Annotated in this window: 13 protein-coding genes; 9 read left to right on the top strand and 4 right to left on the bottom strand. The window is 55.9% G+C overall.

The features are described from left to right. Positions 1–634 precede the first annotated feature (634 nt). Positions 635–2,311 (bottom strand): NAD-dependent DNA ligase LigB, encoded by a 1,677-nt coding sequence (gene ligB / locus ABK821_RS12470; RefSeq protein WP_138360991.1) that lies wholly within the window; start codon positions 2,309–2,311, stop codon positions 635–637. 258 nt (positions 2,312–2,569) lie between these two features. Here ligB and gmk point away from each other — a divergent pair, with 258 nt between their 5' ends. The 7 genes from gmk to fpr all read left to right on the top strand — a co-directional run bounded on the left by gmk (position 2,570) and on the right by fpr (position 10,482). Continuing rightward, positions 2,570–3,193, top strand: a complete 624-nt coding sequence (gmk, locus tag ABK821_RS12465; protein ID WP_138360990.1) for a guanylate kinase — start codon at positions 2,570–2,572, stop codon at positions 3,191–3,193. A gap of 54 nt (positions 3,194–3,247) precedes the next feature. Then, positions 3,248–3,523: a DNA-directed RNA polymerase subunit omega gene (gene rpoZ, locus ABK821_RS12460; RefSeq protein WP_004106927.1), complete on the top strand. Its 276-nt coding sequence runs from the start codon at positions 3,248–3,250 to the stop codon at positions 3,521–3,523. A gap of 18 nt (positions 3,524–3,541) precedes the next feature. After that, on the top strand, positions 3,542–5,662 hold the full coding sequence (spoT, locus tag ABK821_RS12455) for a bifunctional GTP diphosphokinase/guanosine-3',5'-bis pyrophosphate 3'-pyrophosphohydrolase (protein WP_138360989.1): 2,121 nt from the start codon (positions 3,542–3,544) through the stop codon (positions 5,660–5,662). Positions 5,663–5,800: 138 nt separating this feature from the next. After that, the gene (gene trmH, locus ABK821_RS12450) at positions 5,801–6,490 is read left to right on the top strand and encodes a tRNA (guanosine(18)-2'-O)-methyltransferase TrmH (RefSeq protein ID WP_138360988.1); all 690 of its coding nucleotides are present in this window, start codon (positions 5,801–5,803) and stop codon (positions 6,488–6,490) included. A gap of 4 nt (positions 6,491–6,494) precedes the next feature. Next, positions 6,495–8,576, top strand: coding sequence for an ATP-dependent DNA helicase RecG (recG, locus tag ABK821_RS12445; RefSeq protein ID WP_142503192.1), 2,082 nt, complete (start codon positions 6,495–6,497; stop codon positions 8,574–8,576). A 53-nt stretch (positions 8,577–8,629) separates the two neighbouring features. Next, the gene (glpX, locus tag ABK821_RS12440) at positions 8,630–9,640 is read left to right on the top strand and encodes a class II fructose-bisphosphatase (RefSeq protein ID WP_138360986.1); all 1,011 of its coding nucleotides are present in this window, start codon (positions 8,630–8,632) and stop codon (positions 9,638–9,640) included. A gap of 95 nt (positions 9,641–9,735) precedes the next feature. Next, positions 9,736–10,482 carry a ferredoxin--NADP(+) reductase gene (gene fpr, locus ABK821_RS12435; protein WP_138360985.1) on the top strand — a complete coding sequence of 249 codons (747 nt, stop codon included), beginning with the start codon at positions 9,736–9,738 and terminating at the stop codon, positions 10,480–10,482. On the opposite strand, the gene ABK821_RS12430 is transcribed toward fpr, so the two are convergent. Further along, complete coding sequence (locus tag ABK821_RS12430; RefSeq protein WP_138360984.1) at positions 10,483–10,911, bottom strand: DUF805 domain-containing protein; 429 nt, start codon at positions 10,909–10,911, stop codon at positions 10,483–10,485. 112 nt (positions 10,912–11,023) lie between these two features. Here ABK821_RS12430 and ABK821_RS12425 point away from each other — a divergent pair, with 112 nt between their 5' ends. Together ABK821_RS12425 and tpiA are read left to right on the top strand one after the other, a co-directional pair. Beyond that, entirely contained in the window at positions 11,024–11,623 is a 600-nt protein-coding gene (locus tag ABK821_RS12425; protein WP_138360983.1) for a DUF1454 family protein, read from the top strand. A 108-nt stretch (positions 11,624–11,731) separates the two neighbouring features. Further along, positions 11,732–12,499, top strand: coding sequence for a triose-phosphate isomerase (gene tpiA, locus ABK821_RS12420; protein WP_138360982.1), 768 nt, complete (start codon positions 11,732–11,734; stop codon positions 12,497–12,499). A 58-nt stretch (positions 12,500–12,557) separates the two neighbouring features. On the opposite strand, the gene ABK821_RS12415 is transcribed toward tpiA, so the two are convergent. Both ABK821_RS12415 and ABK821_RS12410 read right to left on the bottom strand, forming a co-directional pair. After that, on the bottom strand, positions 12,558–13,862 hold the full coding sequence (locus ABK821_RS12415) for an SLC13 family permease (RefSeq protein ID WP_138360981.1): 1,305 nt from the start codon (positions 13,860–13,862) through the stop codon (positions 12,558–12,560). Between the two features lie 246 nt (positions 13,863–14,108). Further along, positions 14,109–14,864 carry a CDP-diacylglycerol diphosphatase gene (locus ABK821_RS12410; protein ID WP_138360980.1) on the bottom strand — a complete coding sequence of 252 codons (756 nt, stop codon included), beginning with the start codon at positions 14,862–14,864 and terminating at the stop codon, positions 14,109–14,111. Positions 14,865–14,958: the final 94 nt, after the last annotated feature.

Below are 14,958 nucleotides of genomic sequence, written 5' to 3'. Positions count from 1 at the left end.
CGGGCTGAAATATAAAGGATATAACTTTTTTTATGATTTTCAGCCTCTGAAAAGCCACTGACGAATAACGGACTCACCGCATGGGGGTTGGGCGCATCAAGGAAACCTGGCGAGAACGCAGGCGCACATCCAGAACTGGCCGCCAGGACGGCGGCCAGAGGGCGGGTCGAGACAGGGACAAAATTGCCGGGAGCAATTTTGAACAGCGCTTGCGCTGGCCCTGGAAGGGCGAGTCCCAGGGATGGGACGAGTAGCGTCGAGTCCCGCCCGGTCCGCCAGATGAAGCCGGAGTGGAGCAGACCGCGCAGCGGCAGGTTTTCAGCGCCATGCCGGGGGTGCAGGGGGATGGGCGAAACGTCCCCCTGCCCGTTCACACGCTGTGGATATAACGAATATCCGCGTATTTATCGTGAACGGAACAGACCACGGAATCTGAATGGGTGAAAACGAAAAATGCGTCATGCTCGCCAGAACCACCGATTAACGGAACCGCTCAGCCAGCCATAAACGCAACTGACAGCCCTTAACTGACAAGCATTACGTGATATTGCCCGGATTTATTACCCACCCGGGTACTGCGCAAGCCTTTGGAGTGGCCTATTTTTCATTACAATCACAGCGCACATCAATTGTTTCAGAACCCAGAAATTCGTTGCTCGCTGAGCCACTTTGCCAGCACGGCAATATTCGGGCTATGTAAAAATGTCACCAGCTGTCGCGCCCGCTCCGCGCCAACACCAGGCAAACGCCGCCACTGCTCTTCATCTTTTTCCAGTAACCGCTGCCAGTCGTCTTTCCTCAATCCTGAAAATGCGCTCTGCGGAACAGGAACACCCATTGCCTGCACCCAGCGCAGAAAGGGTTGTTTACGCGTGAGATTAAACTGATGCCACAGCCTAAGCCCGCGCTGCGCTGATATTCCCGGTATGGTTTGCAGGTGCTCCGGGGTAAACGCCAGCCATGAAAAGATGTGATCCATGTGCCGGGCATCGTGTACTGTCCGCCATAGCGTCTCTCCCGCGCCCTCAATATCAAGAGCCGCCCGGGATGAAAGCCACGCCAACCGTGAGAGAAACTGTTCCGCACATTCAGGCGTGGCGAAATAACAGCTTAACGAATTAAAACGCGCCTCAGGAGGCCGCGGCTTATTGCGCAGCGCCGTGCGCCAGACAACGGAATCGATACGCGGTATGCCTTGTCCGGCGAGGCTAATTTGTAGCTGATCGCCAATGCCGATATCCAGATTTTGCCAGCGGGAGAGCGAGCCGACGCTCACTCGCCGCACGCGCTTATCGTCCAGTTGCTGCGGCTCAAGGTGCGCGACCACCGCGATCTTACCGCTGCGCCCGATACTAAAGCTGATACCGTGAACTTCCATAACCCGTGAAGCTGGCGGATATTTCCAGGCAATAACCCAGTCGCCCTGCCCCGGCCCCCAGAAGCGCCCGGCGGACTCTCGTTCCCGTCGCACCACAACGCCATCGGTCACAAAAGGCAGCGGCGAGCTGAACCAACGTTGACGCCACTGCGCAACCTGCTGTACATGAGCGACGGAATGTGAAAAATGCGCGCTATGAATAAAGCCATTCTGCTGCAGTAATGCCAGTCGCTGGTTCATATTCGCCGGGCCATCGGGCCATGCCCAAATAAATACGCCCAGCTTATCGAGATCCACAGCAGTTGCCTGGCGCATCATCATGCCAGCAACTTTTGCCCGCGCGTTCATGCCTCCCATCTGTTTTTGCACATGCCCCTCTCGCAGCAGGAACAGTTCACCCTGCAGCACGCTGTTGGCAAGTTCAGCATCCACAGACTTGGGTACGGAAGGGATCTGCAGGATTTTCGCCGTCCAGTCTTCACCAGCCAGGCCATTTCCCCGGCTTATCGCCTGCGCCAAACGACCTTGCCGGTAAACCAGGGTAACCGCGACACCATCCACCTTAGGCTGTACCCACAAGCCACTCCGATCGCGCATCCAGCGCGCCACGCTGGCTTGATCCGCCAGTTTGCGCACGCCGGTATGCGCCACCGGATGCCTGACGTCGCCTTTTAACGCAGGAAATTCATCATGTGCGGGGATGTTGCTGGTAAAGCAGCGCTGCCAGTATGCCAGTCGCGCCGCCAGTTGATCATAGACCTCGTCGCTTACCGGGCTGTTTCCTTGATGCCAATAGGCATTATTCCATTTTGTTATTTGCTGACTGAGGCGCTCGATTTCCCGTTCCGCTCTGTCCTGCGGCCACGCAGGACAGGCGGCGTAGCCATCACACACCAGCCCCCATAGCAGCAGTGCCCAGATTCCTTTTTGCATCACGATGCCCTCCTGTTTTCTCGTCGGGCATTGTGCCGCAGTTGCGTTTTCCTCGGCGATGGGTGATTTTTTAACAGGACCAACTGACATCCAGATTTTCTGCGTTATTTCTGCAACACCCCTGGAAATCAGGAAAACAGCAGGCAAAATGAAAGAAACAACGCAAAAAGTGTGACAAGGACTACGTCACGCTGCGGCAGCGTGTATAATAGGCTCGTATGTAAGCTCTATTTTGACCACCACATACATAAGACACTCATGGCTCAAGGCACGCTTTATATTGTTTCCGCCCCTAGCGGCGCAGGTAAATCCAGCCTGATTCAGGCTTTATTAAAAACCCAACCGTTGTACGACTCTCAGGTTTCTGTTTCGCATACCACACGCGCGCCACGCCCGGGTGAAGTGCACGGTGAACACTATTTCTTTGTTAATCATGACGAATTCAGAAAGATGATTGACAGAGACGCTTTTCTTGAACATGCAGAAGTCTTTGGCAACTATTACGGCACCTCTCGCGAAGCTATCGAACAGGTACTGGCGACCGGCGTCGATGTCTTCCTTGATATCGACTGGCAGGGCGCACAGCAAATCCGTAACAGAATGCCTGGCGCGCGCAGCATCTTTATTTTGCCGCCGTCCAAAGATGAGCTTGACCGTCGCCTGCGCGGCCGCGGTCAGGACAGCGAAGAGGTTATCGCGAAACGTATGGCTCAGGCAGTTGCAGAAATGAGCCATTACGCGGAATATGATTACCTTATAGTGAATGATGATTTTGATACCGCGTTAAGCGATTTGAAAATTATTATTCGCGCCGAACGCCTGCGCATGAGCCGCCAAAAGCTGCGACATGGCGCTTTAATCAGCAAACTGTTGGCAGACTGAACCCACTTTCAGTATCATGCCCAGTCATTTCTTCACCTGTGGAGCATTTTAAGTATGGCACGCGTAACTGTTCAGGACGCTGTAGAGAAAATTGGTAACCGTTTTGACCTGGTACTGGTCGCCGCGCGTCGCGCTCGTCAGATGCAGGTAGGCGGAAAGGATCCGCTCGTACCGGAAGAAAACGATAAAACTACCGTAATCGCACTGCGCGAAATCGAAGAAGGTCTGATCAACAACAAGATCCTCGACGTTCGTGAGCGCCAGGAACAGCAAGAGCAGGAAGCCGCTGAATTACAAGCCGTTACCGCTATTGCTGAAGGTCGTCGTTAATCACACAGCGGGTCGCCCTTGTATCTGTTTGAAAGCCTGAATCAGCTGATTCAAAACTACCTGCCGGAAGAGCAAATTAAACGTCTTCGGCAGGCTTATCTCGTTGCACGTGACGCTCACGAGGGTCAGACACGTTCGAGCGGTGAACCCTATATCACACACCCGGTAGCGGTAGCCTGTATTCTGGCCGAAATGAAACTCGACCACGAAACGCTCATGGCCGCCCTGCTGCACGATGTGATAGAGGATACCCCCGCCACCTACCAGGACATGGAGCAGCTTTTTGGGAAAAGCGTTGCTGAACTGGTTGAGGGGGTGTCAAAGCTTGATAAGCTGAAATTTCGCGATAAGAAAGAGGCCCAGGCTGAAAACTTTCGCAAAATGATTATGGCGATGGTGCAGGATATCCGCGTCATCCTTATCAAGCTCGCTGACCGCACCCACAATATGCGCACGCTGGGTTCATTGCGCCCGGATAAACGTCGTCGTATCGCCCGCGAAACGCTGGAAATCTATAGCCCCCTGGCGCACCGTTTAGGTATCCATCACATCAAAACCGAGCTCGAAGAGCTGGGCTTTGAAGCGCTGTACCCTAACCGCTACCGCGTCATTAAAGAGGTGGTTAAAGCGGCGCGCGGCAACCGCAAAGAGATGATTCAAAAAATCCTCTCTGAGATCGAAGGGCGTTTGCAGGAAGCGGGGATTCCCTGTCGCGTGAGCGGTCGCGAAAAGCATTTATACTCTATCTACTGCAAAATGGTGCTCAAAGAGCAGCGTTTTCACTCGATCATGGATATCTACGCCTTCCGCGTAATCGTGCATGACTCTGACACCTGCTACCGCGTGCTGGGCCAGATGCACAGCCTTTACAAGCCGCGTCCCGGTCGCGTTAAAGACTATATCGCCATTCCGAAAGCGAACGGCTATCAGTCTTTGCACACTTCGATGATCGGCCCGCACGGCGTCCCGGTTGAGGTGCAAATTCGTACCGAGGACATGGACCAGATGGCGGAAATGGGGGTTGCGGCGCACTGGGCTTATAAAGAGCACGGCGGCGAAAGTAGCACCACCGCGCAAATCCGCGCCCAGCGCTGGATGCAGAGCCTGCTGGAGCTCCAGCAAAGCGCCGGTAGTTCATTTGAATTCATTGAAAGCGTGAAATCCGATCTGTTCCCGGATGAGATTTACGTTTTCACTCCGGAAGGGCGCATTGTTGAACTGCCCACTGGCGCTACGCCGGTAGACTTCGCCTATGCGGTGCATACCGATATCGGCCATGCCTGCGTCGGTGCACGGGTAGATCGTCAGCCATACCCGCTGTCGCAGCCGCTCTCCAGCGGTCAGACGGTAGAGATTATTACCGCGCCTGGCGCGCGTCCCAACGCGGCGTGGCTGAATTTTGTCGTCAGCTCGAAAGCACGCGCCAAGATTCGCCAGTTATTGAAAAACCTCAAGCGCGAAGACTCCGTCAGCCTCGGACGCCGCTTGCTCAACCACGCGCTTGGCGGCAGTCGTAAGCTGGCTGAAATTCCGCCAGAGAATATTCAGCATGAACTTGAGCGCATCAAGCTGGCAACCCTTGACGATCTGCTGGCTGAAATCGGCCTCGGCAATGCCATGAGCGTCGTGGTCGCAAGGAATCTGCAGCAAGGGCAAACCCCCGCCGTGCCGGCACAACCAGCGCCTGCGGGGCACAACCATCTGCCGATTAAAGGCGCAGATGGCGTGCTGCTGACGTTTGCCAAATGCTGCCGCCCGATTCCCGGCGACCCCATTATTGCGCACGTCAGCCCCGGCAAAGGGCTGGTTATCCACCATGAGTCCTGTCGTAATATTCGCGGCTATCAGAAAGAGCCGGAGAAATTTATGGCGGTCGAGTGGGATAAAGAGACGGCGCAGGAGTTTATCACCGAAATTAAGGTGGATATGTTCAACCACCAGGGCGCGCTGGCTAACCTGACTGCGGCGATCAACACCGCATCTTCCAATATTCAAAGTCTGAATACGGAAGAAAAAGATGGCCGCGTATACAGCGCCTTTATTCGTCTCACCGCGCGCGACCGCGTGCATCTGGCAAATATTATGCGCAAGATCCGCGTGATGCCGGACGTGATAAAAGTCACCCGTAACCGAAACTAGCTTGATACACAAAATCATTTTGCTTGCCTCCCGAAACGCTTTCGCATTTTGAACAGCGCTTACACTGCCCCGAAGGGGGGAGGCGATAAATCGAGTCACCCGCAACCAACGCCGACGCAATTTGAAGGATAAGAGCATATGAACCCACAGCGTTATGCGCGTATTTGTGAAATGCTCGCCAGACGTCAGCCTGATCTGACGGTCTGCATGGAGCAGGTCCACAAACCTCATAACGTCTCTGCGGTGATCCGTACCGCAGACGCCGTCGGCGTGCATGAAGTCCACGCCATCTGGCCGGGTAGCCGTATGCGCACCATGGCCTCCGCGGCGGCTGGCAGCAACAGTTGGGTACAGGTCAAAACCCACCGAACTATTGGCGATGCGGTCGCCCATTTAAAAAGTCAGGGGATGCAAATCCTCGCAACTCATCTCTCTGATAAAGCCGTTGATTTTCGTGAAATCGACTATACCCGTCCAACCTGCATCCTGATGGGTCAGGAGAAAACGGGTATCACTCAGGAAGCGTTAGACCTGGCGGATCAGGACATCATTATCCCAATGACTGGCATGGTGCAGTCGCTGAACGTCTCCGTTGCCTCGGCGCTCATTCTGTATGAAGCCCAGCGCCAGCGGCAAAATGCCGGCATGTACCAGCGCGAGAACAGCATGCTGCCGGAAGAAGACCAGCAGCGTCTGCTGTTTGAAGGCGGCTATCCGGTGCTGGCAAAGGTCGCGAAACGTAAAGGCCTGCCCTACCCCCACGTCAACGAGCAGGGGGAAGTTGAAGCCGATGCCGCCTGGTGGGCCACCATGCAGGCGGCGGGATAAAACTATGCAAGGTCGCCTGTTAGATGCCATCCCTCTCAATACCCTAACCGGCGTTGGCGCGGCACAGAGCAGCAAACTGGCGAAAATTGGCCTGCATACGGTGCAGGATCTGCTTCTGCATCTGCCGCTGCGTTATGAAGACCGTACTCACCTGTATCAAATCAGCGAACTGTTGCCCGGCGTGTACGCCACCGTCGAAGGTGAAGTTCTCAACTGCAACATCACCTTCGGCGGTCGCCGGATGATGACCTGTCAGATCAGCGACGGTTCCGGCATCCTCACCCTACGCTTTTTCAATTTCAGCGCGGCAATGAAAAATAGCCTGGCGACCGGGCGCCGCGTACTGGCCTACGGAGAAGCGAAACGCGGTAAACACGGGGCGGAAATGATCCACCCGGAATACCGGGTTCAGGGCGATATGAGTCCCCCCGATTTACAGGAAACGCTGACCCCGGTTTATCCCACGACAGAAGGCGTCAAGCAGGCGACCCTGCGTAAGCTCACCGACCAGGCGCTGGAACTACTTGAAACCTGCGCAATCAATGAGCTGCTGCCGCCGGAGCTGGCCCAGGGGATGATGAGCCTGCCAGAAGCCTTGCGCACCCTGCATCGCCCGCCGCCCTCTTTACAGCTCAGCGAACTGGAAAGCGGTAAACATCCGGCGCAGAGGCGTCTCATTCTGGAAGAACTGCTGGCGCATAACCTCAGCATGCTGGCGTTGCGGGCGGGCGCCCAGCGCTACCACGCCCTCGCACTCAGCGCTGACAATACGCTAAAAGATAAGCTGCTGGCCTCTCTTCCGTTCACACCTACTGGCGCTCAGGCGCGCGTGACGGCTGAAATCGAGCGTGATATGGCGCTGGATGTACCGATGATGCGTCTGGTACAGGGTGATGTAGGTTCCGGTAAAACCCTGGTCGCCGCGCTTGCCGCATTGCGCGCTATCGCCCACGGCAAGCAGGTAGCGCTAATGGCGCCGACCGAACTGCTGGCAGAACAGCATGCGCATAACTTCCGCAGTTGGTTCGAACCTTTAGGCCTTGAAGTCGGCTGGCTGGCGGGCAAGCAAAAAGGCAAAGCCCGTCTGGCGCAACAGGAGGCGATCGCCAGCGGCCAGGTCCAGATGATTGTCGGTACCCACGCCATCTTCCAGGAACAGGTACAGTTTAACGGCCTGGCGCTGGTCATTATCGACGAACAGCACCGTTTTGGCGTCCACCAGCGCCTGGCGTTATGGGAGAAGGGCCAACAGCAGGGTTTTCATCCTCATCAGTTGATCATGACCGCGACCCCGATTCCACGGACTCTGGCGATGACCGCCTACGCCGATCTCGACACTTCCGTTATCGACGAACTGCCGCCGGGCCGCACGCCAGTCACTACGGTGGCGATTCCGGATACCCGCCGCAGCGATATCATCGATCGTGTGCGTAACGCCTGTAGCCATGAAGGCCGCCAGGCCTACTGGGTCTGTACGCTGATTGAAGAATCGGATCTGCTGGAAGCCCAGGCAGCGGAAGCCACCTGGGAAGAGCTAAAACTGGCTCTGCCGGAGCTGAATATCGGCCTGGTACACGGGCGTATGAAATCTGCCGAAAAACAGGCGGTAATGAGCGCGTTTAAGCAAGGTGCGCTGCATCTGCTGGTCGCCACCACGGTGATTGAAGTCGGCGTTGACGTGCCCAACGCCAGCCTGATGATTATCGAAAACCCGGAACGTCTGGGACTGGCGCAGCTTCACCAGCTCAGAGGGCGCGTCGGGCGCGGAGCGATGGCCTCTCACTGCGTGTTGCTCTACAAATCGCCGCTCTCAAAAACCGCACAAAAGCGCCTGCAGGTGCTGCGCGATAGCAACGACGGTTTCGTCATTGCCCAGAAAGACCTGGAAATTCGCGGCCCCGGCGAGCTCCTCGGCACCCGTCAGACCGGCAACGCGGAATTCAAAGTGGCGGATTTACTGCGCGATCAGGCGATGATCCCGGAGGTTCAGCGTATCGCCCGTCATATTCACGAGCGCTATCCCCGGCAAGCTCAGGCGCTTATTGAGCGCTGGATGCCGGAAACCGAACGCTATTCCAACGCGTAGCGCAAAGGTCCTCTCACCACGCTGCGCATAATTTTTCTTCAGATGAGTGGATTATGAAACGAGAACTGGCCATCGAATTTTCGCGTGTCACCGAAGCCGCCGCGCTGGCGGGCTATAAATGGTTGGGTCGTGGTGATAAAAACACTGCCGACGGCGCAGCCGTCAATGCCATGCGTATTATGCTCAACCTGGTCAATATTGACGGCACGATCGTGATCGGCGAAGGCGAAATCGATGAAGCGCCGATGCTGTATATTGGCGAGCGCGTCGGTACCGGCAACGGTGATGCGGTGGATATCGCCGTCGATCCCATCGAAGGCACGCGCATGACGGCGATGGGCCAGGCCAACGCGCTGGCGGTCATGGCGGTAGGCGATAAGGGCTGTTTCCTCAACGCGCCGGATATGTACATGGAGAAGCTGATTGTCGGTCCGGGGGCGAAAGGCGCTATTGATCTCAACCTGCCGCTGGCGGAAAACCTGCATAACATCGCCAGCGCGCTGAACAAACCGCTAAGTGAATTAACGGTCACCATTTTAGCCAAACCACGTCACGATGACGTTATTGTTGAACTACAAAAACTGGGCGTGCGCGTATTCGCCATCCCTGATGGCGACGTCGCGGCATCCATTCTCACCTGTATGCCAGACAGCGAAGTTGACGTCATGTACGGTATCGGCGGCGCACCGGAAGGTGTGGTGTCCGCAGCGGTGATTCGCGCGCTGGACGGCGATATGAATGGCCGTCTGCTGGCGCGTCATCACGTAAAAGGCGACAACGAAGAGAACCGCCGCATCGGCGAAAACGAGCTGCAGCGCTGCCAGGCAATGGGCATTGAAACGGGCAAAGTGCTGCGCCTGGACGATATGGCGCGCAGCGACAATGTGGTTTTTTCCGCCACCGGCATCACCAAAGGCGATCTGCTGGACGGTATCACGCGCAAGGGGAATATGGCCACCACCGAAACGCTGCTCATCCGCGGAAAATCCCGTACCATCCGCCGTATTCAGTCGATTCATTATCTCGATCGCAAAGATCCGGATATCCAGTTACACATCCTGTAAATCATTTGATCAATCGAGCTTTCCGGCCTTTTCGGGCTGGAAATCTGCTCTCGTCGCGGTGAAGATACGCTAACAAGATTGAAAGGAGAGACGTTATGGCAAACTGGGTTACAGGCAAAGTGATAAAAGTGCAGAACTGGACTGATGCACTGTTTAGCCTCACCGTTCACGCGCCGGTTGATCCATTCACCGCAGGGCAGTTTGCCAAACTGGGGCTGGATGTTGACGGTGAACGCGTGCAGCGCGCCTATTCCTACGTCAACGCGCCCGGGAATCCTGATCTTGAGTTCTACCTGGTAACCGTACCGGAGGGCAAACTCAGCCCACGGCTCGCGGCGCTGAAGCCGGGAGATGAAGTGCAGGTTGTCAGCGAGGCCGCCGGTTTCTTTGTGCTGGACGAAGTACCGGATTGCGACACGCTGTGGATGTTAGCCACGGGTACGGCGATTGGCCCGTACCTGTCGATTCTGGAAGAGGGGAAAGACCTGGAGCGCTTTAAAAACGTGGTGCTGGTACACGCGGCGCGGTATGCCGCCGACCTCAGCTACCTGCCGCAGATGCAGGCGCTGGCAGCACACTATGCGGGTAAACTCCGCATTCAGCCGGTTGTCAGCCGGGAAAGCGTGCCGGGTATGCTGACGGGACGGATTCCGTTCCTGATTGAAACCGGCGCGCTGGAAGAGGCCGTTGGCCTGCCGATGAATGCCGATAACAGCCACGTCATGCTGTGTGGGAACCCGCAGATGGTGCGCGACACCCAGCAGTTGCTGAAAGAGACCCGGCAGATGCGCAAGCATCTGCGTCGCCGCCCTGGCCATATGACTGCCGAACACTACTGGTAGTCAGGACGCCGCTTTCCAGCGTACATCCAGCGTCTCGGCACCAAACTTATTCGCCCCCTGGGTGCCGACAAATGCGCCCAGATCAATAAGCATCATGACGATAATCAGCGTCGGAATGAACCGCCCTACGCCCCACTGCCAGACGCCGGGCAACATGGACCAGTTACCCGCCAGCAGCATCCACGCCAGAATCAGCAGTAGCGCCCAGAGCCCGGATTTTCCCCGATCGTGCAGGCGTTTAACGGTGACTGCCGCCGTGGGCCACAGCAGACACACCAGAATAAAAGCCGCCGTTTGCAAATTGAGAAGATTACTGCCAGCCAGCGTAAACAGCGCGCTCATGGTCATTATCCAGATAGCAATCCAGATCCAGAAATCGCGGCGTCCAATCCGCCCTTTAATTGAGAATAGCCACTGCTGTAGGGACATATTTTATTCCTTATGATCATCACTGGCGTAGTTTAGCCTGGAGGAGTGACTTTTTGACAAGCGCGGCGGTTATCGTTTTAATCATCTGCAGACAAAAAAAGGAAAGATGGGTATGAAGAAGTGGACAACCTTATGTTTTATTGGCCTGGCGGCGCTATCCGTCGGCCCGGAAGCGTTGTCCGCCGGGTCTGAGTCCACCACCACGGCGCCCTATCTTCTCCCGGGCTCGCCGGTTTTTGATACCTCCATCAGCGAGTTTCGGGAAAAATTTAACGCGAATAATCCAAATCTACCACTCAATGAATTTCGCGCCATTACCTCCAGCCGGGACCAGGCGAACCTGACCCGCGCCGCCAGCAAAATTAACGAAAACCTTTACGCCTCTACCGCCCTTGAGCGCGGGACGCTCAAAATTAAATCAATGCAAATCACCTGGCTGCCGATTGAGGGGCCGCAGCAAAGAGCGGCGAAAGCCAAAGCGCAGGAGTATATGAGTGCCGTAATACGCGCTTTCGTGCCTACGCTTAGCCAGATACAAAGCCAGCAGAAGCTGCAAAAATTGCTGGCCGCAGGGAAAGGAAAGCGTTATTTCACGGAAAGCGAAGGCGCGGTGCGCTATGTTGTGGCTGACGACGGTGAAAAGGGGCTAACCTTCGCTGTTGAACCGATTAAGCTGGCGCTATCTGAAACGCTGGAAAACAACAATAAATGACAAAAAGCAAAGCCTTTCCAGGGATGAATCTCTATACTGTTTCACAGACCATGCTGCCCGCGGGGGCGGCTATATTCCTTAATTCGCTTTAAAGCGTGGAGAATAAAAATGCGACATCCTTTAGTGATGGGTAACTGGAAACTGAACGGCAGCCGCCACATGGTAAACGAACTGGTCGCTAACCTGCGTACCGAACTGGCTGGCGTAACCGGCTGTGCCGTTGCCATTGCTCCGCCTGAGATGTACATCGACCTGGCTAAACAAGCCGCAGCAGGCAGCCACATTCACCTGGGCGCGCAGAACGTTGACCTGAACCTGTCCGGCGCATTCACCGGCGAAACATCTGCCGCAATGCTGAAAGACATCGGCGCTCAGTACATCATTATCGGCCACTCCGAGCGTCGTACCTACCACAAAGAATCCGATGAATTTATCGCTAAAAAATTCGCTGTTCTGAAAGAACAGGGGCTGATCCCGGTACTGTGCATCGGTGAAACCGAAGCAGAAAACGAAGCGGGAAAAACGGAAGAAGTGTGCGCGCGTCAGATCGACGCCGTTCTGAAAACTCAGGGCGCGAGCGCGTTCGAAGGCGCCGTTATCGCTTACGAACCGGTGTGGGCAATCGGTACCGGCAAATCCGCTACCCCGGCTCAGGCTCAGGCGGTACACAAATTTATTCGTGACCACATCGCGAAAGCCGATGCGAAAGTGGCTGAGCAAGTCATCATCCAGTATGGCGGTTCCGTTAACGCGGGCAACGCGGCGGAGCTGTTCACCCAGCCGGATATCGACGGCGCGCTGGTTGGCGGCGCATCCTTGAAAGCTGACGCTTTCGCAGTGATCGTTAAAGCCGCTGAAGCGGCAAAAAATGCGTAAGATACAATAGTTACAATACAGATGGCCCGGACAAAACGTCCGGGTTCTTTTTATCCTGCTACAATTTCCCCAACGCCTGATACCACAGATAATCCAGCGGCAGCAGAATCAAATAGCTCACTGCCGCCAGCGCAATACACAGCAGCATGCCGGCACGCGCAGGGACTTTTCCCAGCCCCATCGCCACCACAATCGGCGACGCCTGATACGGCAGCAGCGGCGTAGAGTAGCCCAGCACCTGAATCATAATCACACTTAACAGCGGGAAGCCGGTGGCATCGGCAAAGCTCTGAGCGAAGGTGGTATACAGCGCCGGCACGCCGTTAGCGGTCATAATAAAGTTCAGCGCGCTGGTGATACCAGTCAATGCGAGAAAGCTGGTGAACGGGCTCTCTTGATCCAGCGGCATAATATGCAGCAACGCATTCCCCATCACACGACCAATACCGGTTTGAGTCACCGTGATCGCCAGCCCCAGAATTCCGGCAACATAGAGGCAGGTGCGAATATTCACCCCGCTGGAGAACTCTTCGCCGCGAATAAAACCGATCCGCGGCAGAAGCGTGATCGCTGCCGCCGCCAGCCCGGTCCAGGCTGGCCCGACGCCGTGCCAGCTCTCCGTCACCCACAGCGTCAATACTGCCGCCAACATCCACGCCAGGCGCTTCTCGTCACGGCTCATTGGCGGCTGCGGCGTCATATCGCTCGGCGGATGGGGTTGCCCGGGAAACAGCCAGCATATCAGCGCAATCAACACCGCCCCTTTCAACCAGCCGAGCACCGGTGTATGGAGCAGTAAATAGGGCACGTAATTCAGGTGGATACCGTATGACCCTTCCGCCGCGCCGCTCATCACCAGATTCGGTACGTTGGCAGGCAGAATCGTGGCGGACAGTTGAAAGGTACCGAACCCAACCGCCAGCGCCAGCCCGTACCAGGGGCGCGTGCCATCCTCAATACCCGCACGCTTCGCCATCGCCGCAACAATCGGCATCAGCAGCGCAATGCGCCCCATATTGGATGGCATAACGAAAGCCAGGGCATAGCTGAGCAGCACTACGCTACCAACCATCAGCGGCCAGGAATTGGTCAACCGCGACGATAGCGCCCGCGCCGCTCTGTCCGCCAGACCGGTTTTGCGAATGGCGATCCCCAGCACAAAGCCGCTGAATACCAGCCAGAAAGCCGATGAGGCGAAGCCGCCGAAGATAACATCCGGCGGAGCGATTTTGGCAATCATTGCGGCGGCAAAAAACAGCAACGCGGTCAAAAACTCCGGCAGCAGCGAAGTCGCCCAAAGAAGAATAGTGATACCAACGATAATCGTAGGAAGGAACAGAGGATGGGACAACCAGAGTGACATACCTGTCTCCTGTCGTTTTTTTCAGCAAGAATACGCCAGCCAGTAAGACAGGTAAACGCTTGAGATGATGTAATGCCAGCCAGCTAAGCAAGCCATCAGCACGCCACTTTCATCTGGCGGCCACTTCTGGATGCGCCCTTACGTTCTCACCAGCGTCCCTGATGCGTACCGCCTCCATGCGGTAAGTGCGCGATGAATTTGCGGCCCCCAATGCTGAAGGCCATAAAAATGGCGGATATCGCGGGGTTAATGCAGGATCGCGCAACGATGATCCTGAAGTTCTTCCGCCGATGCGCGATTGAGCGTCAGCAAATTACGCTCGGTCGCCAGCAGTACCAGCGATCCGTCACTCTGTTTCGCCATTGCCAGCGCAAAGCGGCCCATATGCTCCCGCGCCTCCGGCACCTCTTCCGCCAGCATCAGGAACGGGCTGCGCTGCGCCAGCTCCGTTTCGGTAACCCGACGCGCCAGATATTTATGGCCCATTAACCCACCGGGCAGCGGCAACCAGCGGCTGCTAATAGCGGACGCTTCGTTATCCAGTTGCGTTCGAACATCAGGCCGCAGGCAGGAGATATGAATATGGAGATGATTTTGCGTACGCCCGCTGCGTGAGTTGATAGCCAAAGAGACCACATTATCCGATACGGCGGAACCACGATGCTGACTCAAGATTTCGCGCCTCTGCCAGGCCTGCCAGAAGAAGTTTGGCGTCAATGGGTTAAGCAACAACGGGCTTTCGGTACCGTTAATACGGTAAGTCGGCATCAACAGGTACTGCAGCGGACCATTGCGATCCTTCAACAGAACATAGCCAGCCTTCAGGTTCACTTCCGCACAGGGCGCAGGATTATGATTCTGCTGTTGGTCAGGGACGCACTGTTGCAGCACAATGTGACGCAACGCGTCAGGATTGCCGGAATGGAACCAGTGATAACCGCCAGCAATCGCCGCCAGAACCACAACCAGCAACGCTAATAAAAGATACCGTACTCTTCGCATTATGTTTTCCTGTCTCGACCGGAAACGGAAGAGTAGCGCAGTTTAATGACTAAATGAAAACAGAAGAGAGTTACGGAATCCTTTTCCGGCGGTG

This window comes from Klebsiella sp. KE9456 (assembly GCF_043832615.1).
Classification (GTDB): domain Bacteria; phylum Pseudomonadota; class Gammaproteobacteria; order Enterobacterales; family Enterobacteriaceae; genus Klebsiella; species Klebsiella indica.
The sequence above is the reverse complement of the archived record's forward strand: the minus strand, read 5'-3'. Positions and strand labels throughout refer to the sequence as shown.